Below are 19,917 nucleotides of genomic sequence, written 5' to 3'. Positions count from 1 at the left end.
ATGTATGCGTAAGTTGATGATTGCTGTAGGTGGTTCGCTGGTACTGGCGGCCCCGTTGGCCAATGCCGACATTCTGGGCGTGGGCGCAAACGTAAGCTACTGGGATTCCGATTTCTCCGGTGAGGTGGTGAACAAAGGCTCTGCCGTTGATATCGAGAACGATCTCAATATGGACAGCGACAGCAACGCCAACTTCACGGCTTACTTCGAGCATCCGGTGCTGCTGCTGCCGAACGTGCGGGTGAACTACACCAGCATTTCCCAGAGTGGTAGCGGTAAGATTGGCCTGGAAGCGTTCGATGGCATCCTCCCGGGTGCAGACGTTAAGTCAGAACTGGACCTGGATCAGCTGGACGCCACCTTCTACTACGAAGTGCTGGATAACTGGGTAAACCTGGATCTCGGCCTGACCGCTCGCAAGTTTGATGGCGAGCTGATCGTTCGGGACCAGACCAACACCGCCAACGTCAGTAAAACCACCGTCGATGCCGTGGTACCCATGGGCTACCTGGCCGCCCGCTTCGACCTGCCGTTCACCGGTGTATCTGTGGGCGCTGACGGTAACTTTGTAAGCTACAGCGGCGACTCCCTGCACGATGTGAACGTGTATGGCCAGTTCGAGATTGCCATGCTGCAGCTGCGTGCAGGCTACCGTGAAATGGCGATCGATTACGAAGATGACGACGACAACCTGGATGTGGAGCTCTCCGGCCCCTTCGCCAGCGTCGGCTTCACCTTCTGAGCAAGTATTAAAAGGCGCCTCCGGGCGCCATTTTTCATGGAGAACAGATCTTGAAAATCCTCGTTACGGGAACCGCCGGTTTTATCGGCTCACACCTGGCCCATCGACTGCTGGATCGCGGTGATGAAGTCATCGGCGTGGACAACGTAAACGACTATTACGATGTGAACCTGAAAGAGGCTCGCCTGGCCCGGCTAACCGGCAAGGCGGGGTTCACCGAAGTGCGCCAGGACGTAGCGGACCGGGCCGCCATGGAAGCCCTGTTCCGGGAACACAAACCCGAGCGGGTGGTGCACCTGGCCGCCCAGGCCGGCGTACGTTACTCCCTGGAAAACCCCCACGCCTACATAGACGCCAACCTGGTTGGCTTTATGAATATCCTGGAAGGCTGTCGCCATAACGACGTGAAGCACCTGGTGTACGCCTCCAGCAGCTCGGTATACGGCGCTAACGAGACCATGCCGTTCTCCGTGCATGACAACGTAGACCACCCCCTGAGCCTGTACGCGGCCTCCAAGAAGGCCAATGAGCTGATGGCCCACACCTACAGCCACCTGTACAACCTGCCCACCACCGGCCTGCGGTTCTTTACCGTATACGGTCCCTGGGGCCGGCCGGATATGGCGCTGTTTATCTTCACCAAGAAGATCCTGGCAGGCGAGCCGATTGACGTGTTCAACCACGGCCATCACAAGCGGGATTTCACCTACATCGATGATATCGTAGAGGGTGTCATCCGTACGCTGGACAACGTCGCCCAGCCCAACGAAGACTGGAGCGGTGCCCAGCCGGACCCGGGCACCAGCAAGGGGCCGTACCGCATCTACAACATCGGCAGCAATAACCCGGTGGAGCTGTCCCGGTTTATCGAGATCATCGAAGAGCGGGTCGGCAAAAAGGCCGAGAAGAACCTGTTGCCCATGCAGCCCGGTGACGTGCCGGCGACCTACGCCAATGTGGACGACCTGATCAACGATGTGGACTACAAGCCGTCGACTACCGTGGAAGAGGGCATAGCCAACTTCGTGGACTGGTACCGGGATTTCTACAAGGTCTGATCGCCACTGCACAGAAAGAAGGCCAGCATCGTTGCTGGCCTTCTTTGTTTACGAGACCTGGTTGGTTAGCGCAAAAGATACCGGTCTGCCGGTGACCGGGCAGTGGAAGGCCAGTTCAACTGCGGTCAGTTGCAGCCCGGCAGAATCTGCTGTTCCGTAAAGTTTGTCTCCGACAATCGGGTGACCAATACCGGACAGGTGTCGCCGTATCTGGTGTTTTCGGCCAGTTTCGATGCGGATTTCCAACGCGGTGGTATCGGAATCTTCGTCATAGGTGAGGGTAGTCACGCGACTGACCGAGGCTTTGCCGTCCAGGGGCGTGTCGATCCGCAGGTCGTCGGCAACCAGGTTGCCGGTTACCCGGGCCCGGTAGATCTTGGTCATGGTTCGCCCGGAGAAAAGTTGGGACAGCGCTGCCGCGGCTTTACCATCGTGGGCGATCAATATGATGCCCGCGGCATCCCCGTCCAGCCGGTGCACCAGAAAACAGGGTTTGTTCAGTTCGGTTTCAGCCAGACGCAGCAAGCTGCAGTGGTCGCCCCACTGCGAACCCTGGGACAGCAACCCGTGCGGCTTGAACCAGACAGTGTAACGGCCTTTGTTCTCCAGCAATTCGGGTTCTTCCGGTTGGCGCGCCAGAACCTGGTCATCATAGAACAACTGGATGCGAGTGCCCGGCTTCAGCTCCCGCTTGGCCTTCCGCAACCGCACCTGCTTGCCTTTCTGTGTCCACCAGCAGGCGCCCTTGGCCATGGCATCCTTGATGCGCTGCTTGGGCAGGCCAGAGGCTTCCGCCAGCGCATCTACCGCAAGCCGGGAGCTTTCAACAGTCAGGTCGATGGTCTGGCGCATGGTGGCTGGAGTACTCCGGTTTCAGGTAAGCAGGCCGGGCATTATAGCGGAAACGGCTACGGGAGCGCGCCTTTACCGGCTGTGCTACTGTTCGTAAAGGCCGATATTCAAGGAGACCGTATTATGCCGCTCATTGGCTGGCTATTTCTTTTCGCTGCATTCGCATTGGTTGTCGGCAGCCTGCTGTTTTTGCGGGATAGCGCCAATATGAAAATTCCCAGGGAAAAGCTGGAAAAAATTCGGGAGCGTAAGGCGGAGCAGGAGAAGGCAGACGAGGAGGAACGGGATCGCTGGTGATTATTGCCCCGGGGCTTGCCTGTCGGTGTGGCGTTGCGCACCGGTGTAGTGCAGGCCTTTTAAATTCTGGCAAAGCGACAATGGAAAATTCATTAAAAACAATGCATTGAAAAACCTGAACAATTGGCCAGCTTTTTGCTCCATCTGATGTTGTTACCCGCTTAGGGCGGTGCAACACAACTTCAGAATGGTTCAGGAGAACGATGCATGAGCATGAAACGCAGTCTGGCAGCGGCCATTGCCCTGACTTTATCTTCTTCCGTAATGGCAGAAGACCCGATGAAAATCGGATTTGTCTATGTTGGCCCCATCGGGGATCACGGCTGGAGTTACCAGCACGATCTGGGCCGCAAAGCCGTTGAGGCGCACTTCGGTGACCAGGTTCAAACCACCTATGTGGAAAACGTGGCCGAAGGTGCCGACGCCGAGCGCACCATCCGCATGCTGGCCCAGGCCGGCAACGACGTTATCTTCACCACGTCGTTCGGTTTTATGAACCCCACCATCCGGGTTGCCGAACAGTTCCCTGATATCACCTTCATGCATGCCACCGGCTATAAGCAGGCGGATAACGTGGGTACCTATCTGTCCAAGACCTACGAGGGGCGTTATGTAACGGGAGTGGCGGCCGGGTTGGTGACCGAGTCGAATGTGCTGGGTTACATTGCCTCGTTCCCGATTCCGGAAGTCATTCGCGATATCAACGCGGTGTATCTGGGGGCTAAGTCGGTGAACCCCGATATCGAGATCAAGGTGGTGTGGGCCAACACCTGGTTTGATCCGGCCAAAGAGGCCGATGCTGCCAACGCCATGATGGATCAGGGGGCCGATGTGGTGATTCAGCACACCGACAGCCCTGCGCCTCTGATGTCCGCCTTGCGCCGGGGTAACTGGGGTGTCGGGCAGGCATCTGATATGCGGGAGTTTGGCAAGGAGGCCCACCTGTTATCCGTCGCCAATAACTGGGGGCCTTATTACGTTGAGCAGGTTCAGAAGGTCATGGATGACAGCTGGGTGCCAGAGGATCACTGGGGTGGCATTGACGAGGATATGATCCAGATTATCGGCCTGAGCGACCGCCTGAGCGAGGAGCAGTCGGCGGCCGTGAACCAGGTGATTGAGGCTATTGGCGCCGGTGAGTTGCATCCGTTTACCGGTCCTTTGAAAGACCAGGCCGGCGAGCTGAAAGTGGCAGACGGGGTGACCATGACCGAGCAGGAACTGGCGGGTATGAACTGGTTCGTGGAAGGCGTCGGGGCAACACTGCCGCAGTAACGATTCTGATCAGACACTGACAAAAGAGCCCCGATCAATGGGGCTCTTTTTTGGCTGACTAGCGGGTGTGTTTCAGAAAGCGGGGTCGGAACCGCGCGTGGCCCAGCCGGTCATCCGTCGCTCGACCAGTGCGAAGAGTTCGTACATCACCACGCCCATGACGCCGATCACCACCAGGCCTGCAAACACCAGCCCCATATCCATCGTCGAGCTTGCCGACAGCATCAGGTACCCGATGCCAACGTTGGACGCTACGGTTTCAGAGATGACCGAACCGACAAAGGCCAGAGTGATAGCAACCTTGAGTGAAGCGAAGAAGTATGGCATGGAGCGGGGCAGGGCGACTTTCTTCAGGATATCGATGCGGCTGGCGCCGAGCGAACGCATAACATCCTGCAGCTCTGGCTCCAGCGTCGCCAGGCCGGTGGCCATATTCACCACCACCGGGAAGAACGAGATCAGAAATGCGGTGAGTATGGCGGGCACTGTGCCAATGCCAAACCAGACTACCAGCACTGGCACGAAAGCCACTTTCGGGATGCTGTTGAAGCCCACCATCAACGGATAGACGGCCTTGTAGATTACCGGTGAGGAACCCACCAGCATGCCCAGAACCAGCCCGAATACCACGGCAAGGGCGAATCCGACAACGGTGGTGAACAGTGTCTGGGTGGCATGCTCAATGATTTGTGGCCGGTATTCCAGCCAGGAGCGCCAGATATCGGTGGGGGCGGGAAACAGGTAGTCAGGAATCTGGAAAGCAAAGCAAAGCAGCTCCCAGAACAGCCCCAGAAACAGGAGCAATAGCCAGGGCGAGGCTTTCATCAACAGGCGTTTGCGCTGAGCCAGGGTCATCAGGATCCCTCCCGGATTCGGCCAATGTGGTCACGTAATTCGAACACCAGGTCGGCAAAGGGATCGGTGTAGGTGACGGAAAGCTCTCTGGGCCGGGGCAGGTTTACCGGCTTGCGAACCAGTATCCGGCCCGGGCCCTTGCTCATGACGTATACGGTATCGGCCAGAAAAACCGCTTCGCGAAGGTCGTGGGTTACCAGAACCACGGTAAAGGGCTCTTCCTGCCATAAATCCCGGACCATGCACCAGAGTTCCTCACGGGTGAAGGCATCCAGTGCGCCAAACGGTTCGTCCAGCATCAGCAGGGAGGGGCGGTGGATCAGTGCGCGGCAGATTGACGCCCGCTGCTGCATGCCGCCGGACAGCTCCCAGGGATATTTGTGTTCACAGCCGGCAAGGCCAACCCGCTTGAGCAGGGCGCGCCCCAGTTCTTCGAACTGTGTTTTTTCCCGGCGGAACTTGTGGCGGTACTCCGCCACTATCTCAAGTGGCAGCAGCACGTTTTCAAGGGTCGTGCGCCACGGCAGCAGGTTGGAGGCCTGGAACGCCATGCCAACACCCTTCTGCGGGCCCGCCACTTGCTTGCCCCCCAGATAGACATAGCCATCGCTCGGTGGCGCAAGCCCGGTGACCAGCTTCATCAGGGTGGACTTGCCACAGCCCGATGGGCCCACCACCGCCACAAACTCATTTTCTTTCACGCTCAGGGAGATGTTTTCGATCGCCAGCGGGCCATCCTCTCCATAACGCATGCTTACATTCTCAAACTCGACAAGGTCCATCTGGTACTCCGGTAGGCCAGGGAGCCCGGGTGCGCGGTACCCGGGCACAGGTGCGTCAATCGATCGAGCGCTCTGCCTGTGATGGCAGGTAGCTGCTGTCGAATAACTGCGTGAGTTGGTCTGACGGTTCCAGGTTATAGGAGGCCACCATGTCCGCCATGGCCCGCTCCATGCGCGCTTCGGTGATGGCGCCCAGACCTTCGGCGCGGGTTTCTTCGGTGATCACGTGGTTGTCCATGGCCAGTTTAAGGCGGCGCAGCTCCAGGTCCTGTTTGATCAGGCCATCCCGTTTTTTTACATAGGTAATCGCGGTTTCAGGATCTGCGATGGTTTCTTTCAGCGCTTTGTTGAAGGCTCTCAGAAAACCTTTGACCGCCTCCGGGTTCTGTTCGAGCAAGGCATCCTGGGCAATGATGGTATTGCCGTAGAACTCCACCCCGTAATCCGGGTATTTCAGCGCCACGATGTTGTCCGGGGACACGCCGCGGGCTTCGAGGTTCAGCAGACTGGTGAAGTAGAAACCGGTAATGGCGTCTACCTCACCCCGGGCGAGCAGGGTTTCCCGGATGGCAGGATCGGCCGATTGCCACTCAACCGAGTCCACCGCCAGGTTGTTATGCCGCGCAAACGACGGCCAGGCTTTGCGGCCACCATCGAAAACGGGGGCGCCCAGAGTTTTGCCTGCCAGGTCTTCGGGCTTTTCAATGCCGGAGTCTTTCAGGGCAAACACCGCCGCAGGCATGGTGTTGTAGACCATATAAACAGCGGTTACGCCGGTTTCCGGGTTCTTTGAGGTGGTTTCTGTCAGCGCGCTGAAGTCGGCAAAGCCCATGTCGTAGGCATTGGTGGCTACGCGGGTAACCGCGCCTGCCGAGCCGTTACCGGCATCAATGGTGACGTTGAGCCCCTCACTCTTGAAGTAGCCTTTTTCGAGTGCCATCAGGAAAGGCGCAGAGGGCCCTTCGAAACGCCAGTCCAGGGTAAACCGAATGTCGGTATCAGCCTGGGCGAAGGTGCTCGCGGCCAAGGCGCCTGCCAGAGTGACGGCTTTTGACAGCCCCCTGAGCAGGCCGGGCTTTTGCTGTTTTGCTTTCATGGAGGTGTTCCTCGCTGTGTTTGGAATAGAGGTTTTGCGTACTCACAGGGAAAGTGCAATTGCCGTACCAGAGTCCCGGAACACCGGCCCGAGTGCCGTAAAACCTGACCACATGGTCTATTTTGTTGGCTTCCGGGCTCCACCGGGTGTTAAGAGAGTGCCCTGAAATGGCGCTCCGGCCTGGCCCTGTGGACCAAACCGGTGCCGCCAGGGCGTTATTGGCCAGCGTTATCCAGCCAGCCCCCCAGTGCGGTACGCTCCTGCTCGGTCATGCCGCTGGTATTGCCCAGGGGCATGTAATGGGTGCGGACGGCTGCCTGCTGCACCCGGGCGGAATGGGCCAGCAGGTCAGCCAGCTGTTCCAGTACGATGCCGGCAGGCGGTGCCTGAAAGGCCGGATGCGCCGGCTCTCGGGCATGGCAGGCGGTACAGTGCTGGCGGAGCAGACCGGAAACCTCGGTATCGGTAGCCACAACACGTTCAACAGCGGCGTCAGAATTTCGGTTGTCAGGGGCGAGAACCCATACCAGAGCCAGGGTCAGGAAGGCCGAAAACACCAGTATTCCGGGCTTATGGATGCCCCGGTGTTTCAGGTTGAAATAGTGCCGGGCAAAGGCGGTGATAAAACCGATGGCCGCCAGAATGGCCCAGCCTTCGGGGTGGCCATACAACATGGGGTAGTGGTTGCTGATCATGATGAACAGCACCGGCAGGGTCAGGTAATTGTTGTGGGTGGAACGCAGCTTGGCGAGGCCTGCCAGCCGGGCAACCTCCGGCCCCGGTGTTTTGCCCTCGCGAACCGCGCTCACCAGGGCGCGCTGTGAGGGCATGATCCCCAGAAACACATTGGCCACCATCAGGGTGCCGATCATCGCTCCGATATGAATGAACGCGCCCCGGCCACTGAAGAGCTGAAACAGGCCCCAGGCAGCAAACACCAGGAGTGCGTAGAGCAGGGCACCGAACAGCTTGCCATTGCCGGCCAGCCGGCTGCGGATCATCAGCTCATAAATGCCAAGCATCGCGGCAATACTGGCCAGCCCGATGGCGGCGCCGGTGCCGGCACCGAGATCGGCTTTGGCCGGGTCCAGCAGGTAGCCGGGTGTGCCCAGATAGTAAACCAACAGCAGCAGGGCCATGCCGCTGAGCCAGGTGCTGTAGGCTTCCCACTTGAACCAGTGCAGTTCCCTGGGCATCTGCTCCGGGCCCAGATGGTATTTGGCCACTTCATAAAAGCCACCACCGTGTATGGCCCAAAGGTCACCCTTGATGCCCTTAGCTTGCTTCCATTCCGGCGGCTCCCGAAGGTGGTTGTCCAGCCAGATAAAATAGAAAGATGCGCCAATCCAGGCGACGCCGGCAATCACATGAAACCAGCGAATAATCAGCCCAAGCCATTCGGTGAGATACGCCTCCATAGGGTCAGGCTCCTGTTGCCGTCAAAGAAAGGGGGGCAGGTTGTTCGTCTGCGTCAGGGCGCTGCCAGAGAAGCTGGCCGGCGACGGCAGTTGCGGCAATGGCCCGGTCATCGCCCAGAATCATCAGGTCAAAGAGCAATTCCTGCAGACTTTGGCCGGCACGGTGTTTCATCGCCGTGATGGGTGCGCCAAGCGGGTCCAGAACCACAAAATCGGCCTGGTTACCGGGGCGGAAATTACCGGTCTGGTCTTCCTGCTGCAGAACCCTGGCATTGCCCAATGTGGCCAGATAGAAGGCCAGCCAGGGTGTCAGTGTCTGGCCCCTGAGCCGGCACACCTTGTAGGCCTCTGCCATGGTGGCCAGCATGGACAGGCTGGTGCCGCCGCCGACGTCTGACGCCAGCCCGACCTGGACACCGGCAGCGCGGGCGGCGCCCAGATCGAACAGGCCGCTGCCCAGAAAGGTGTTAGAGGTGGGGCAGAAAGCGATAGACGCGCCGGTTTGCGCCAGCCGGTGGCGGTCCTGGTCGCCAATGTGGATGCCGTGGGCAAGCACCGTATTCCGGCCCAGCAAACCATAGTGGTCGTACACATCCAGGTAGCTGTGGCGCTCCGGGAACAGTTGCCGGGTGAGCTCGATTTCACCGGTATTCTCAGCCCAGTGGGTCTGGATCAGGGCGTCCGGGAATGCCTGTGCCAGTTCACCAGCCAGCTGCAGTTGTGCCGGGCTTGAGGTAATGGCAAATCTGGGGGTGATGGCGTAGCGAAGGCGACCGCGGTTGTGCCAGCGTTTGGCCAGTTCGCAGCTGTCCCGATAACTTTCCCGGGCTGTGTCGGTCAGGTTCGCCGGCGCGTTCCGGTCCATCATGACCTTGCCGGCAGTCAGGGCCATGCCCCGGCTTTGTGCGCCCTCAAACACCGCATCAACCGAGGCCGGGTGCGAGGTGCAGAACACCAGGGCAGAGGTGGTGCCATGGCACAACAGCAAATCCAGAAACTGGCTGGCTTCGGCCCGGGCCCAGTCGGCCTGGCAGAACCGGGCTTCATGGGGGAAGGTATAGGTCTCCAGCCAGTCCAGAAGCTGGGTGCCATAACTGGCCATCACCGCCAGTTGCGGCATATGCACATGGGTGTCGATAAAGCCCGGCATAATCAGGCCCTCGGGCCAGTGCCGGATATCGGTTCCGCCGGGCAGGCGTGATATGAGTTCGGGGGCCGGCCCCGTGGCCAGTACCCGGCCCTGGTGAACGACCAGCAGGCCGTCCGGGTAGTACTCGTAACTGTCAGGTTCGGGCTCGGGGGCGTTGCCCGGGTCGTTGAGAAAATGGAGGATGTTGCCCCGGTAAGCCTGGCATCCCGCCGGAAACGCAAGTAATGGGTCCACGTCTATCAGCTCCCCCGGTAAGTGGAATAGCCCCACTGGTTCAACAGCAGGGGCACGTGGTAGTGGCTATCGGTGTCGGCAACGGTGAAGTCGATGGTCACTTCCGGGTAGAAGCAGTCCAGCTTGCGCTTTTGGTACCAGTCGCCGGTGGCAAAGCGCAGCCGGTAATGACCGGAGTCAACCGGACCAGACAGCCAGGATGTTATCCGGCCGTCCTGGTCGGTAGCGCCTTCGGCCATGAGTTCGGGGCCGCCTTCGGTGATCCGTTCCAGCACAACCCGAACACCTGCGGCCGGTTTGCCGCTACCGATATCGAGGACGTGGGTGGTGATCGGGCTCATAACAGTTTCTCCAGTCGTAATTCGGTTATTTTTGCCTGCTCCTGTGCCGCGTTCTGCAGCTCCTCGCCCCGGGTGTTGCACAGGCGCTGTTCCAGCAGTTCCAGCATGTCCGGGGCGCTTTTGCCGGTGGCACAGACAATGAAAATGAACCCGAACTTGTCCAGGTAAGCCTGGTTGCCGGTGCTCAGTCTTTGCAGGGTGTCTTCATCCGCCTGCCGGGTGCCGGCCTGCTCGTCGCCGGCCAGGTTTCGGGTGCTGGCGTATTTTTTCCGAAGGCTGTCAAGATTGCCGATTCTGGGATGGGCCTCGAACGCTTGCAGCCAGTCGGCTTCCGTCAATATCGGCCAGAGTTGCCGGCACGCGGCGTAGAGGCTGCCGCGATCCATGAAAGGGCGGGCGTTAAGCATGCCTTGCACCCAGGTCTCTGCTGCGCAGCAGTTCCGCAGCAGTGGTTCCGCCTCGGCTGCTGGCAGTTGATTGAAATCGCCAAGGTTCATGAAGGGAGGTCTCCGGTTTCTTTTTCGGGCAGCAGGCCTTTGAGTTGTTGCCAGGAAATGCCCCGTTTGGACGCAGGGTTATCGGGCTGTGCTGTCAGGGTGAGCAGTTCAGCCATGATGGAAACTGCTACTTCCATAGGGCGTTTGCCCGGCACGTCGGACCGCCCCACAGGACAGCGGATGCGGGCAATGTCGGTATCCGAAAAGCCGCGATGGGCCAGGCGCTGACGAAAACGTTCGGCCTTGGTGGCAGAGCCGATCAGGCCGATACCGGCGGGGGTACCGGCCGTGAGCAGAGCCCGGCAAAGCTCGAAATCCAGGTGGTGATTGTGGGTGACAATCAACACCTGTTGCTGGTTGCACAGTTCAGGCGCATCGCCGGCGGGGTCATCGGTGTGGTGAATCCGGACATTGGCCGGTGGTCCGGCTGGAAACTGTTCTGGTCGCGGGTCAACCCAGGTAACGCGCCAGGGCAGTTCCGCCAGGATGGTCACCAGGGCCCTGGCCACGTGGCCGGCGCCAAAGATAACCAGTTGTTGCTGGCTGCCCGGATGGGTTTCCAGAAGCACCGACACACTGCCGCCGCAGCACTGGCCAAGGCTTGCGCCCAGGGGAAAATGCGCCAGTTCGCTCTGGTAAAGCCCCTTGGCCAGACGCTCCCGGGCCTGCTGGCAGATGCGGTGCTCCAGATGGCCGCCGCCAATGGTGTCGTAACAGTGTTCTCCGGTGATCACCATTTTGGTGGCGGGCTCCCGCGGTACCGAGCCGGTCACCCCCAGCACGGTCACCAGGGCATAGGGCTCACCACGCTGCTCACAGAGGGCGACCGCCTGGTGCCAGTTAAGGGGCGTTGCCATCATTGTCCGTTCTCCTGTTGGTTTACCCAGCGCCGGGTTTCGGTAACGGCATTCAGTACACGTTCCGGTGTGGCCGGCGTGTCCAGTGGCGGGCTGAAGCGGTAGTCGCTGAGGCTGGATACCGCGTCGCGAAGCGCGCTCCACACTGAAATGCCAAGCATGAACGGGGGTTCGCCCACGGCTTTGGAGTGGAATACCGTGGCTTCGTGGTTGGGGCTGTCTTTCAGCAGCGCTACCCGCAGGTCTGGCGGGCAATCGGAAACGGCGGGAATTTTGTAGGTGGCTGGGCCGGTGGTCAGTAACCGGCCTTCGGCGCTGTACACCAGCTCTTCCGTGGTGAGCCAGCCCATGCCCTGAATGAAGCCGCCTTCAATCTGACCCATGTCGATGGCCGGGTTCAGGGAGCGCCCGGCATCGTGCAGAATGTCGGTACGCAGCACCCGGTATTCACCAGTCAAGGTGTCGACTACGACCTCGGAGCAGGCGGCACTGTTGGTGTAGTACAGAAACGGCCGGCCCTGACCGGCGTCGTGGTCATAGTGGATCTTCGGTGTGGCATAGAAGCCGCTGGAGGACAGGGATATCCGGTGCATGTAGGCGGTCTGGATAAAGTCTTCCCAACTCAGGCAGTGGTCTCCGATATGAACCTGGTTAGCATGGAACCGCACGTGTTCTTCCGGCACATTCCAGTGGGATGAAGCAAAGGCGGTCAGGCCACCCAGTATCTTTTCGCAGGCATCAAGCGCAGCCATGCCATTGAGGTCGGAACCGGAAGAGGCCGCCGTGGGGGAGGTGTTCGGTACCTTATCGGTGCGGGTAGCGGAAACCTTGACCCGCGCCACGTCCACCTGAAAGGCGGTTGCGACCACCTGCGCTACCTTGATGTACAGGCCCTGGCCCATCTCGGTACCACCGTGATTTACCTGAATGCTGCCATCGGTGTAGATGTGCACCAGTGCACCGGCCTGGTTCAGGTGTTTTGCGGTAAAGGAGATGCCGAACTGCACCGGGGTCAGCGCCAGCCCGCGTTTCAGCACCGGGTTGCGGGCATTCAGGGCAATGATTTCCTGGCGCCGCTGGCGGTAAGCGGAGCTGCGTTCCAGTTGTGCGATCAGTTCCGGCAGCACCTGTTGTTCGATGGTCTGGCCATAGTGGCTGACATCGCGGCCGGGGCCGAACAGGTTGAGTTTGCGGATATCCAGGGGGTCTTTGCCCAGATGGCGGGCAATGTCGTCCATGGCCTGTTCGATGATCATCATGCCCTGGGGGCCACCAAAGCCCCGGAACGCGGTGTTCGATACCGTGTGGGTCTTGCACCGGTGGCCAACCACCCGGGCCTGGTCCAGGTAGTAGGCGTTGCAGGCATGGAACATGGCCCGGTCGACAATGGCATCTGAAAGATCCGGAGAATAACCGCAGCGCCCGGCCACCATGAGGTCCGCGCCTTTGATCAGCCCCGAGTCGTCAAAACCGATGTGGTAGGTGTTGAAGAAATCATGGCGTTTGCCGGTTTGCACCATGTCGTCTGAGCGCGACAAGCGGTATTTGACCGGGCAGCCCGTCACCCGGGCCAGCAGTGCGGCCACACAGGCCAGCGGTGCTGCCTGGGTTTCCTTGCCACCAAAGCCGCCCCCCATGCGGCGTACTTCGGCCTGCACGCAATGGATGGGCAGGCCCAGCACTTCAGCCACCAGCTTCTGCACCTCACTGGGGTGCTGGCTGGAGGTATGGACGAACATGCCGCCATCTTCGGTGGGCTCCACCAGGCAGGCCTGGCCCTCCAGATAAAAGTGCTCCTGACCGCCGATGTGTTGCTGGCCTTTAAGCTGGTGGCAGGCGCCGGCGATGGCCTGGTCCGGGTCGCCCCGTTGCTGGCGCCGGCCCGGCCGCACAAACAGCTGCTGCTCCAGGGCATCCTGAACGGTGATGACGGCTTCCAGTGGCTGATACTTCACGATGGCTTTGCGGGCCGCTTTGCGAGCCGCCTCGTGACTGGTGGCGGCAACGGCGAACAGGGGTTGGCCAATGTGTTCAACCGTGTCCTGGGCCAGCACCGGATCGCCGGGGAACACCGGGCCGATATCCAGGTGGCCGGGTACATCGGCTGCGGTAATCACGGCGACAACGCCAGGGGACGCATGAACCCGGGACAGGTCCAGCTCCAGAATCCAGGCATGGGCCTGTTCGCTATGGCCCACGGCCGCGTGCAACAGGCCTTCCGGTGCTGGCAGGTCATCGATATACCGGGCCTGGCCACTGGTATGCAGCCAGGCACTGTCGTGTTCGACGCCGGTGCCCACTACGCCCAGAGCGCTGTGGGCCGGGGTGGGGGTATTGAGCGGAAGTTTACGCATAGTCGGTCACCATGAGCGGGGTATCCCGGTGATGCAGGTCGGAGTTTTCGAGTAGTGCCCTGTAAAGCAGATTGCCCGCGACCTGTAACCGGTAAGCGGAAGAAGCCCGCACGTCGGTCAACGGGGAGAAGTCGTCGCTCAGCGCTTTTATAGCCTGCTCAACAGAACGTTGATTCCAGGGTTTGCCCAGCAGCGCGGCTTCTGTAAGGCGTGCGCGGGCAGGGGTTGCGGCCATACCGCCGTAGGCGAGTCGGCAATCCTGAACCACACCGTTCCGAAGGGTCAGCCGGAAAGCTCCGAGCACCGCGGAGATATCGTCATCGAGCCGTTTTGAAACCTTATAGATGAACAGGCGCTGGTTGGGCTCGGGAACGGGGATGTGGATGGAATGGACAAACTCGCCGGGCTGCAGGTCGGTTTGCCGGTAGCCCTTGAAGAACTGTTTTGCCGGGAGTTCCCTGGCCCCCTCCGGGCCTTCCAGTACCAGGGTGGCATCGAGCGCTATCAATGCCGGCGGCATATCGCCAATGGGGGAGGCGTTGGCGATGTTGCCGCCGAGGGTACCCCGGTTGCGCACCTGCAATGAGCCTAGCCGTTCCAGCAGGTGGTCGAAGGCCGGCCAGAGCCCGGACAGCTGGCTGTGGAACTGCCGGTAGGGGGTGGCGGCCCCGATCACCAGGTGGTTTTCTTCCAGCTGGCAGCCATTCAGTTCCCGCACCCGCTCCAGGCTAATCAGCTTGGGCAGGGTTTTCAGCTGTTGGGTGATCTCCAGCACCAGGTCCGTACCTCCGGCAATCAGCCGGGCATCCGGGTGCGCGCGCAACAGGCGTTTGAGCTGAGGCAGGGTTGCCGGGGCGTAGTATTGATTGCCGTTCCGGGCTTCCAGACTGGTCATCGAGGTGTCGTCAACCGTTGCGAGCCCATCCGCTTTATCGGCCCTGGCCAGATACCGGGCAGGGTGGTTATCGGAGCCAGGTTGCCAGCTTTGCACCAGCGCCTGCCGGCCGGCTTCCATGATCGGCCGGTAGCCGGTACAGCGACACAGGTTTCCGGCCAGGGCCTCCATCAGTTTGTGGTCGTCGGCGTCGCCCGGTGCAGATTCGCTGTGCAGGGCAATCAATGACATGACAATGCCCGGGGTGCAAAAACCGCACTGTGCCCCGTGGCAGTCCATCAGGCTCTGCTGAACCGGGTGTGCCGGCTGTTCCCGAAAGGCTTCAATGGTCAGCAGGTGCTTGCCCTGCAGGCTGCCAATCAGGGTGATGCAACTGTTAATGGCTTCATAGCGAATTTGACCGTTCTTGTCTGGCGCCCCGGTAATCACGGTGCAGGCGCCGCAATCTCCGGAGCCGCAGCCTTCTTTGGTACCGGTAAGCCGCTTTTTGGTGCGTAGCCACTCCAGAATGCTCTGGTTTGGGTCGGCCTGGTCAATTTTTTCGGCACGGCCGTTGAGAACAAATTCGATCACCTTGGTCTCCGCTTCTGCTGTCTGGAAAGGGGATTCCGGGGCCTTGCACCTATAAGGCAGGCGCCCGGATCAGGTTCTTTTCCAGAGCTTCTGCAAAAAGCTGACCAACTGGTTAGCTCTGTTCAAATCAAGCGCCAATTCATTTTTGGCAAGGTTATTGCTCAGCTACCAAATATTGATTGGTTGGTCAGATTCTTTATGGCCGGACCAGACCCAGACTACGAGGAGGCCGGGAATGGCAGTTTCTGCTCAGAGGTTAAAGCTGCAGGGGATCGTGAAGGACTACCCGGGATGCCGGGCTAACGACGGCGTAGACCTTACTGTGGGCGCCGGCGAGATCCACGCCCTGCTGGGGGAGAATGGCGCGGGCAAAAGCACGCTGATGAAGATCATCTATGGCGTGGTTCAGCCGGATGCCGGTCGTATTGTCTGGAATGGCCACCCGGTGACAGTGGAGAACCCTGCCCGAGCCCGGCAACTGGGCATAGGCATGGTCTTTCAGCACTTCTCTCTGTTTGAAACCCTGACTGTGGCGGAAAACATTGCGCTGGGCCTGCCGGCAGACGAGGTTCGCGACCGAGGCGCACTGGAGCAGCGTATCCGGGAGGTGTCCGAACACTATGGCATGGCCCTGGACCCCCGGCGCTTTGTCAGCACCTTGTCTATGGGGGAGCGGCAACGGGTGGAGATTGTCCGCTGCCTGGTTCAGGAAAGTACCCTGCTGATCCTGGACGAACCCACTTCGGTACTGACACCCCAGGAAGTGGCCACACTGTTCAAAACGTTGCGCAAACTGGCCAGGGACGGCTGCAGCATTCTGTTTATCAGCCACAAGCTGGAGGAAGTCAGAAGCTTGTGTGATCAGGCCACGGTGTTGCGCCAGGGCCGGGTGAGCGGACATTGCCAGCCGAAAGACTTGTCTGCCTCAGACATCGCCCGCCTGATGGTGGGCGACGATACCCCGATTTCAACCCAGGTCAGCGCTGCCCAACCGGGTGACACCCTGCTGCAGGTGCAGAATTTGAGCTGGCAAACGGATGACCCTTTCGGCACCAGCCTGAAGAACATCGGGTTTTCCTTGCGCGCTGGCGAGATCGTCGGCATTGCCGGGGTGGCCGGAAACGGCCAGGAGGAACTGCTCAAGGTTTTGTCCGGAGAGATCACCCTCAAGGGTGAGGCCATTCGTTTCACCGGCGAGGCGATTGACCGCCTGCCTCCCGGGGCACGGCGAGCCCGGGGGCTGGCTGTGGTGCCTGAGGAGCGGCTGGGCCGGGGTGCAGTGCCGGTGATGTCGCTGGCCGACAATGCGTTGCTGACCGCTGCAGGGCAGGGCCTGGTGCGGCGTGGTGTGATTCGGCGGCAACGGGTTCGGGAGTTTGCCAGAGACGTCATTTCACGCTTTGGCGTGCGCTGCTCTGGCGAGCAAAGCAGCGCCTCGAGCTTGTCCGGCGGCAACCTGCAGAAATACATCCTCGGCCGCGAAGCCTGTCAGTCACCAAGGCTTCTGGTGGCCTCCCACCCAACCTGGGGTGTGGATGTGGGCTCGGCAGTGGCTATTCATCAGGCGCTGGTAAAACTGCGCGATGAGGGCGCCGCCATCCTGCTGATTTCAGAAGACCTGGATGAGCTCTACCAGCTCTGCCACCGGATGGGCGCGATCTGTAATGGCCGTCTGTCACCACTGGCCCCGGCCTCTGAGTTGAGCATCAATCAGTTGGGGCAGTGGATGGCAGGAAACTTCGAGGTGGAGGAGCTTGCTGATGCTGCAGCTTGAGCGCCGCCCTGAAGCCTCTACCACCCTGCGCTGGTTATCGCCTCTGCTGGCCCTGGCCCTGACGGTCGCAACCGGCTTCCTGTTATTCCTCGGCATGGGCAAAGACCCGATCCAGGCCCTGACCTTCTTCTTTATCACGCCGATCAGTGACCTCACCGGGCTTGCCGAGCTGGGCCTGAAAACCGCGCCTTTGTTGCTGTGTGCCGCCGGGCTGACGGTCTGCTTCCGGGCCAGAATCTGGAATATCGGTGCCGAGGGCCATTTCCTGATTGGCGCGGTGGCTGCCAGTGCTGTTGCGGTTTCGGTGGGGGATGCCGGTGGATTCCTGGTTTTGCCGGCGGTTCTGCTGGCGGGCATCGCCGGTGGTATGGCATGGGCGTCGATTGCCGCGTTTCTCAAGACCCACCTGAATTGCAACGAAATCCTCACCACCATCATGCTCAATTACATCGCCCTGAACCTGCTGCTCTATGCGGTGCACGGGCCCCTGAAAGATCCCTACGGGTTTGGTTTTCCCCAGTCGGTGATGTTTGCCGATGCGGCTTTGTTGCCAGCGTTGATTAACGGCACGCGGCTGCACATCGGCCTGGCCTTCGGGTTGCTGGCGGCTGTCGCAGTATGGGTGCTGTTTGCCCGCAGCTTCATCGGCTACCAGTTGAACGTGGTGGGTGAGGATCATCGGGCGGCGGCGTTTGCCGGGTTCAGTGCCAGACGGCTGACCTGGTTTGCGCTGCTGGTTGGTGGCGCAACTGCGGGGCTGGCTGGCGCCGCGGAAGTGACCGGGCCGATCGGACAGCTGGTGCCCCAGGTGTCGCCGGGCTATGGCTACACCGCGATCATTGTGGTGTTTCTGGGCCGGATGCATGCCCTGGGCATTATTGCCGCCAGTGCCTTGCTGGCCCTGACCTTTATTGGCGGCGAGATGTTGCAGATTGCCATGAACATGCCCAAGGCGGTGACCGCCATGTTCCAGGGAATGCTGCTGTTCTACCTGCTCACCTGCGATGCCTTTATTCACTACCGGATTCGTTTTCGCCGGCCTTTACCGGCAGGCCTGTCCCAACCCGCCGTCCCGGCCGGCCAGGAGCTCTGATATGGACCTGTTGACCAACATTCTTGCCGCCACGGTGGTGGCCGGCACCCCGCTGCTGCTGGTGGCTCTGGGCGAACTGATCTGTGAGCGCTCCGGTGTTCTCAACCTGGGGCAGGAGGGCATGATGCTGATGGGCGCGGTGGCCGGGTTCATCGCGACCTTGTCTACCGGCAGCCTGGCCGCCGGGGTTGTTGTCGCCATGCTGAGCGGGCTGGCGATGTCGATGTTGTTCGCCGTTATGGCAGTGACCCTCTCCGCCAACCAGTACGCCGCCGGGCTGGCGTTAACCATCTTCGGCACGGGCCTGAGCGCCTTCGTGGGTGCCGGCTTTGTCGGCCAGTCCATCGAGGGTTTTGAAAAAATTGCGATCCCCCTGTTGAGTGATCTTCCAGTGCTGGGTCGGGCGCTCTTCACCCAGGATTTGCTGGTGTATTTTTCCTGGCTGGTGTTTGCAGGTGTTGCTCTGTTCCTGCGCTTCAGCCGCGGCGGCCTGGTTCTTAGGGCTGTGGGGGAGTCGCCAGGTGCGGCCAACGCCAATGGCTTGCGGGTTCTGACTGTGCGTTACCTTGCCGTGGCCTTTGGTGGAGCCATGGCCGGCCTTGCCGGCGCGTATCTGTCGCTGGCCTACACCCCAATGTGGACCGAGAACATGACGTCAGGCCGGGGCTGGATAGCGCTGGCGCTGGTGGTGTTTGCCAGCTGGCGCCCCGGGCGCTTGCTGTTGGGTGCTTACCTGTTCGGGGCGGCCTCCATTCTTCACCTGGTGCTGCAGGGGCTGGGCTGGCGAAGCCCCACCGAGTTGCTGGCGATGCTGCCCTATGTGGTCACCATCCTGATGCTGATTCTTTTGTCGTTCGATCCGGTACGCACCCGGTTGAACACCCCGCTGTCTCTTGGCCAGCCCTACCGGCCGGGACATTAACTAAAACGATGTATTGCTAACAACCGATGACCCAAAAAAGTAACCAGAGAGGCTATGCCATGAAAGCACTTCGTAAAACCCTGATCGCAAGCTGCGTTGCTGCAGCCTGTTTTGCGCCTGCTGCCCATGCCGAGAAGTTCTTCGGTGGCTCCAGTATCTCCATCCTGCACAGTGCCGATTACCAGGGCGTTCAGTTCGACGCCGGTGGTAACGGGGGAGTGGAATACGAGGCGACCTACTTTACGTTCGAGAACGTGACCGCCCACAACTGGGGTGGCACCTTCTTCTTTATCGACCGGGACCAGCCTCAGGGAGACCTTGAAGGTACCGACAACGTATACGGTGAATTCGCGCCCAATATCAGCGGCAGCTGGCTGACAGGCCAGGATTTGTCGTTCGGGCCGGTGAAAGACATCACCCTGGCCGGGCAGTACGAATTTGGCGGCGGTACCGAGGCAAACAACTACATGTACGGTTTCGGCCTGGCGTGGGACGTGCCTGCGTTCCGTTACTTCACTACATCTTTCTACTACGTTGATAACAGCGAGATCAGTGATGACTGGCAGATGACGGTCACCTGGGGCCTGCCGTTTGATGTGGGTGCGGCGAAATTCCTGGTGGATGGTTACATCGACTGGTCCACCTCGGCCAGTGATCACGAGTCCGAGTTCCAGTTCACGCCCCAGATCAAGCTGGACGTGGGTAACTTCATGGGCAACCCGGGCGTGCTCTACGCCGGTATTGAGTACCAGTACTGGAACAACAAGTTTGGCCTGAACGAGACGCTGGTAGACACCCAGAGTTCAGTCAGCGCACTGGTGAAATTCCACTTTTGATCCATTTCAGGAGTCC

Annotated in this window: 19 protein-coding genes; 8 read left to right on the top strand and 11 right to left on the bottom strand. The window is 60.2% G+C overall.

The genetic code is table 11. From position 1 onward, the window contains the following. Positions 1-4 precede the first annotated feature (4 nt). Together LWH94_RS11035 and LWH94_RS11030 are read left to right on the top strand one after the other, a co-directional pair. Positions 5-742, top strand: coding sequence for a TIGR04219 family outer membrane beta-barrel protein (locus tag LWH94_RS11035; RefSeq protein WP_232902251.1), 738 nt, complete (start codon positions 5-7; stop codon positions 740-742). A gap of 50 nt (positions 743-792) precedes the next feature. After that, positions 793-1,800, top strand: a complete 1,008-nt coding sequence (locus LWH94_RS11030) for an NAD-dependent epimerase (protein ID WP_022989091.1) — start codon at positions 793-795, stop codon at positions 1,798-1,800. A 48-nt stretch (positions 1,801-1,848) separates the two neighbouring features. Here LWH94_RS11030 and LWH94_RS11025 read toward each other — a convergent pair whose 3' ends face one another. Beyond that, positions 1,849-2,652, bottom strand: a complete 804-nt coding sequence (locus LWH94_RS11025; RefSeq protein WP_232902250.1) for an RluA family pseudouridine synthase — start codon at positions 2,650-2,652, stop codon at positions 1,849-1,851. Positions 2,653-2,775: 123 nt separating this feature from the next. On the opposite strand from LWH94_RS11025, the gene LWH94_RS11020 reads away from it, so the two are divergent. Both LWH94_RS11020 and LWH94_RS11015 read left to right on the top strand, forming a co-directional pair. Then, positions 2,776-2,949 (top strand): DUF2897 family protein, encoded by a 174-nt coding sequence (locus LWH94_RS11020; protein WP_232902249.1) that lies wholly within the window; start codon positions 2,776-2,778, stop codon positions 2,947-2,949. 207 nt (positions 2,950-3,156) lie between these two features. Next, positions 3,157-4,224 (top strand): BMP family ABC transporter substrate-binding protein, encoded by a 1,068-nt coding sequence (locus LWH94_RS11015; RefSeq protein WP_022989088.1) that lies wholly within the window; start codon positions 3,157-3,159, stop codon positions 4,222-4,224. A 72-nt stretch (positions 4,225-4,296) separates the two neighbouring features. Here LWH94_RS11015 and LWH94_RS11010 read toward each other — a convergent pair whose 3' ends face one another. The 10 genes from LWH94_RS11010 to xdhA form a co-directional block, all read right to left on the bottom strand. Then, a complete protein-coding gene (locus LWH94_RS11010) occupies positions 4,297-5,079 on the bottom strand; it encodes an ABC transporter permease (protein WP_022989087.1) in 783 nt (260 codons plus the stop codon). Further along, positions 5,079-5,861, bottom strand: coding sequence for an ABC transporter ATP-binding protein (locus LWH94_RS11005; protein WP_022989086.1), 783 nt, complete (start codon positions 5,859-5,861; stop codon positions 5,079-5,081). The genes LWH94_RS11010 and LWH94_RS11005 overlap by 1 nt, the downstream gene beginning before the upstream one ends. 55 nt (positions 5,862-5,916) lie before the next feature. Further along, positions 5,917-6,957 carry an ABC transporter substrate-binding protein gene (locus tag LWH94_RS11000; protein WP_022989085.1) on the bottom strand — a complete coding sequence of 347 codons (1,041 nt, stop codon included), beginning with the start codon at positions 6,955-6,957 and terminating at the stop codon, positions 5,917-5,919. 215 nt (positions 6,958-7,172) lie between these two features. After that, the gene (locus tag LWH94_RS10995) at positions 7,173-8,375 is read right to left on the bottom strand and encodes a urate hydroxylase PuuD (RefSeq protein WP_094624146.1); all 1,203 of its coding nucleotides are present in this window, start codon (positions 8,373-8,375) and stop codon (positions 7,173-7,175) included. A 4-nt stretch (positions 8,376-8,379) separates the two neighbouring features. Then, positions 8,380-9,759, bottom strand: a complete 1,380-nt coding sequence (guaD, locus tag LWH94_RS10990) for a guanine deaminase (RefSeq protein WP_232902248.1) — start codon at positions 9,757-9,759, stop codon at positions 8,380-8,382. Positions 9,760-9,764: 5 nt separating this feature from the next. Further along, complete coding sequence (gene uraH, locus LWH94_RS10985) at positions 9,765-10,100, bottom strand: hydroxyisourate hydrolase (protein ID WP_232902247.1); 336 nt, start codon at positions 10,098-10,100, stop codon at positions 9,765-9,767. Further along, positions 10,097-10,597 (bottom strand): 2-oxo-4-hydroxy-4-carboxy-5-ureidoimidazoline decarboxylase, encoded by a 501-nt coding sequence (gene uraD, locus LWH94_RS10980; RefSeq protein ID WP_232902246.1) that lies wholly within the window; start codon positions 10,595-10,597, stop codon positions 10,097-10,099. Before uraD ends, uraH begins: the two co-directional genes overlap by 4 nt. Continuing rightward, positions 10,594-11,457 carry a xanthine dehydrogenase accessory protein XdhC gene (xdhC, locus tag LWH94_RS10975; protein WP_232902245.1) on the bottom strand — a complete coding sequence of 288 codons (864 nt, stop codon included), beginning with the start codon at positions 11,455-11,457 and terminating at the stop codon, positions 10,594-10,596. The genes uraD and xdhC overlap by 4 nt, the downstream gene beginning before the upstream one ends. Then, positions 11,454-13,808: a xanthine dehydrogenase molybdopterin binding subunit gene (gene xdhB, locus LWH94_RS10970; protein WP_232902244.1), complete on the bottom strand. Its 2,355-nt coding sequence runs from the start codon at positions 13,806-13,808 to the stop codon at positions 11,454-11,456. The genes xdhC and xdhB overlap by 4 nt, the downstream gene beginning before the upstream one ends. Further along, a complete protein-coding gene (gene xdhA, locus LWH94_RS10965) occupies positions 13,801-15,276 on the bottom strand; it encodes a xanthine dehydrogenase small subunit (RefSeq protein WP_232902243.1) in 1,476 nt (491 codons plus the stop codon). The genes xdhB and xdhA overlap by 8 nt, the downstream gene beginning before the upstream one ends. A gap of 235 nt (positions 15,277-15,511) precedes the next feature. Here xdhA and LWH94_RS10960 point away from each other — a divergent pair, with 235 nt between their 5' ends. The 4 genes from LWH94_RS10960 to LWH94_RS10945 are packed head-to-tail and all read left to right on the top strand — an operon-like array spanning position 15,512 to position 19,901. Continuing rightward, on the top strand, positions 15,512-17,050 hold the full coding sequence (locus LWH94_RS10960; RefSeq protein ID WP_232902242.1) for an ABC transporter ATP-binding protein: 1,539 nt from the start codon (positions 15,512-15,514) through the stop codon (positions 17,048-17,050). After that, positions 17,034-18,143, top strand: coding sequence for an ABC transporter permease (locus tag LWH94_RS10955; RefSeq protein WP_232902282.1), 1,110 nt, complete (start codon positions 17,034-17,036; stop codon positions 18,141-18,143). Before LWH94_RS10960 ends, LWH94_RS10955 begins: the two co-directional genes overlap by 17 nt. A 1-nt stretch (position 18,144) precedes the next feature. Beyond that, positions 18,145-19,065 (top strand): ABC transporter permease, encoded by a 921-nt coding sequence (locus LWH94_RS10950; protein WP_232902241.1) that lies wholly within the window; start codon positions 18,145-18,147, stop codon positions 19,063-19,065. 59 nt (positions 19,066-19,124) lie between these two features. After that, the gene (locus LWH94_RS10945) at positions 19,125-19,901 is read left to right on the top strand and encodes an outer membrane protein OmpK (RefSeq protein WP_232902240.1); all 777 of its coding nucleotides are present in this window, start codon (positions 19,125-19,127) and stop codon (positions 19,899-19,901) included. Positions 19,902-19,917: the final 16 nt, after the last annotated feature.

The sequence above is a fragment of the Marinobacter sp. G11 genome (genome assembly GCF_021282325.1).
GTDB classification, from domain to species: Bacteria; Pseudomonadota; Gammaproteobacteria; order Pseudomonadales; family Oleiphilaceae; genus Marinobacter; species Marinobacter vinifirmus.
Note: the sequence above shows the minus strand (reverse complement) of the source record. Positions and strands in the feature narration are given on the sequence as shown.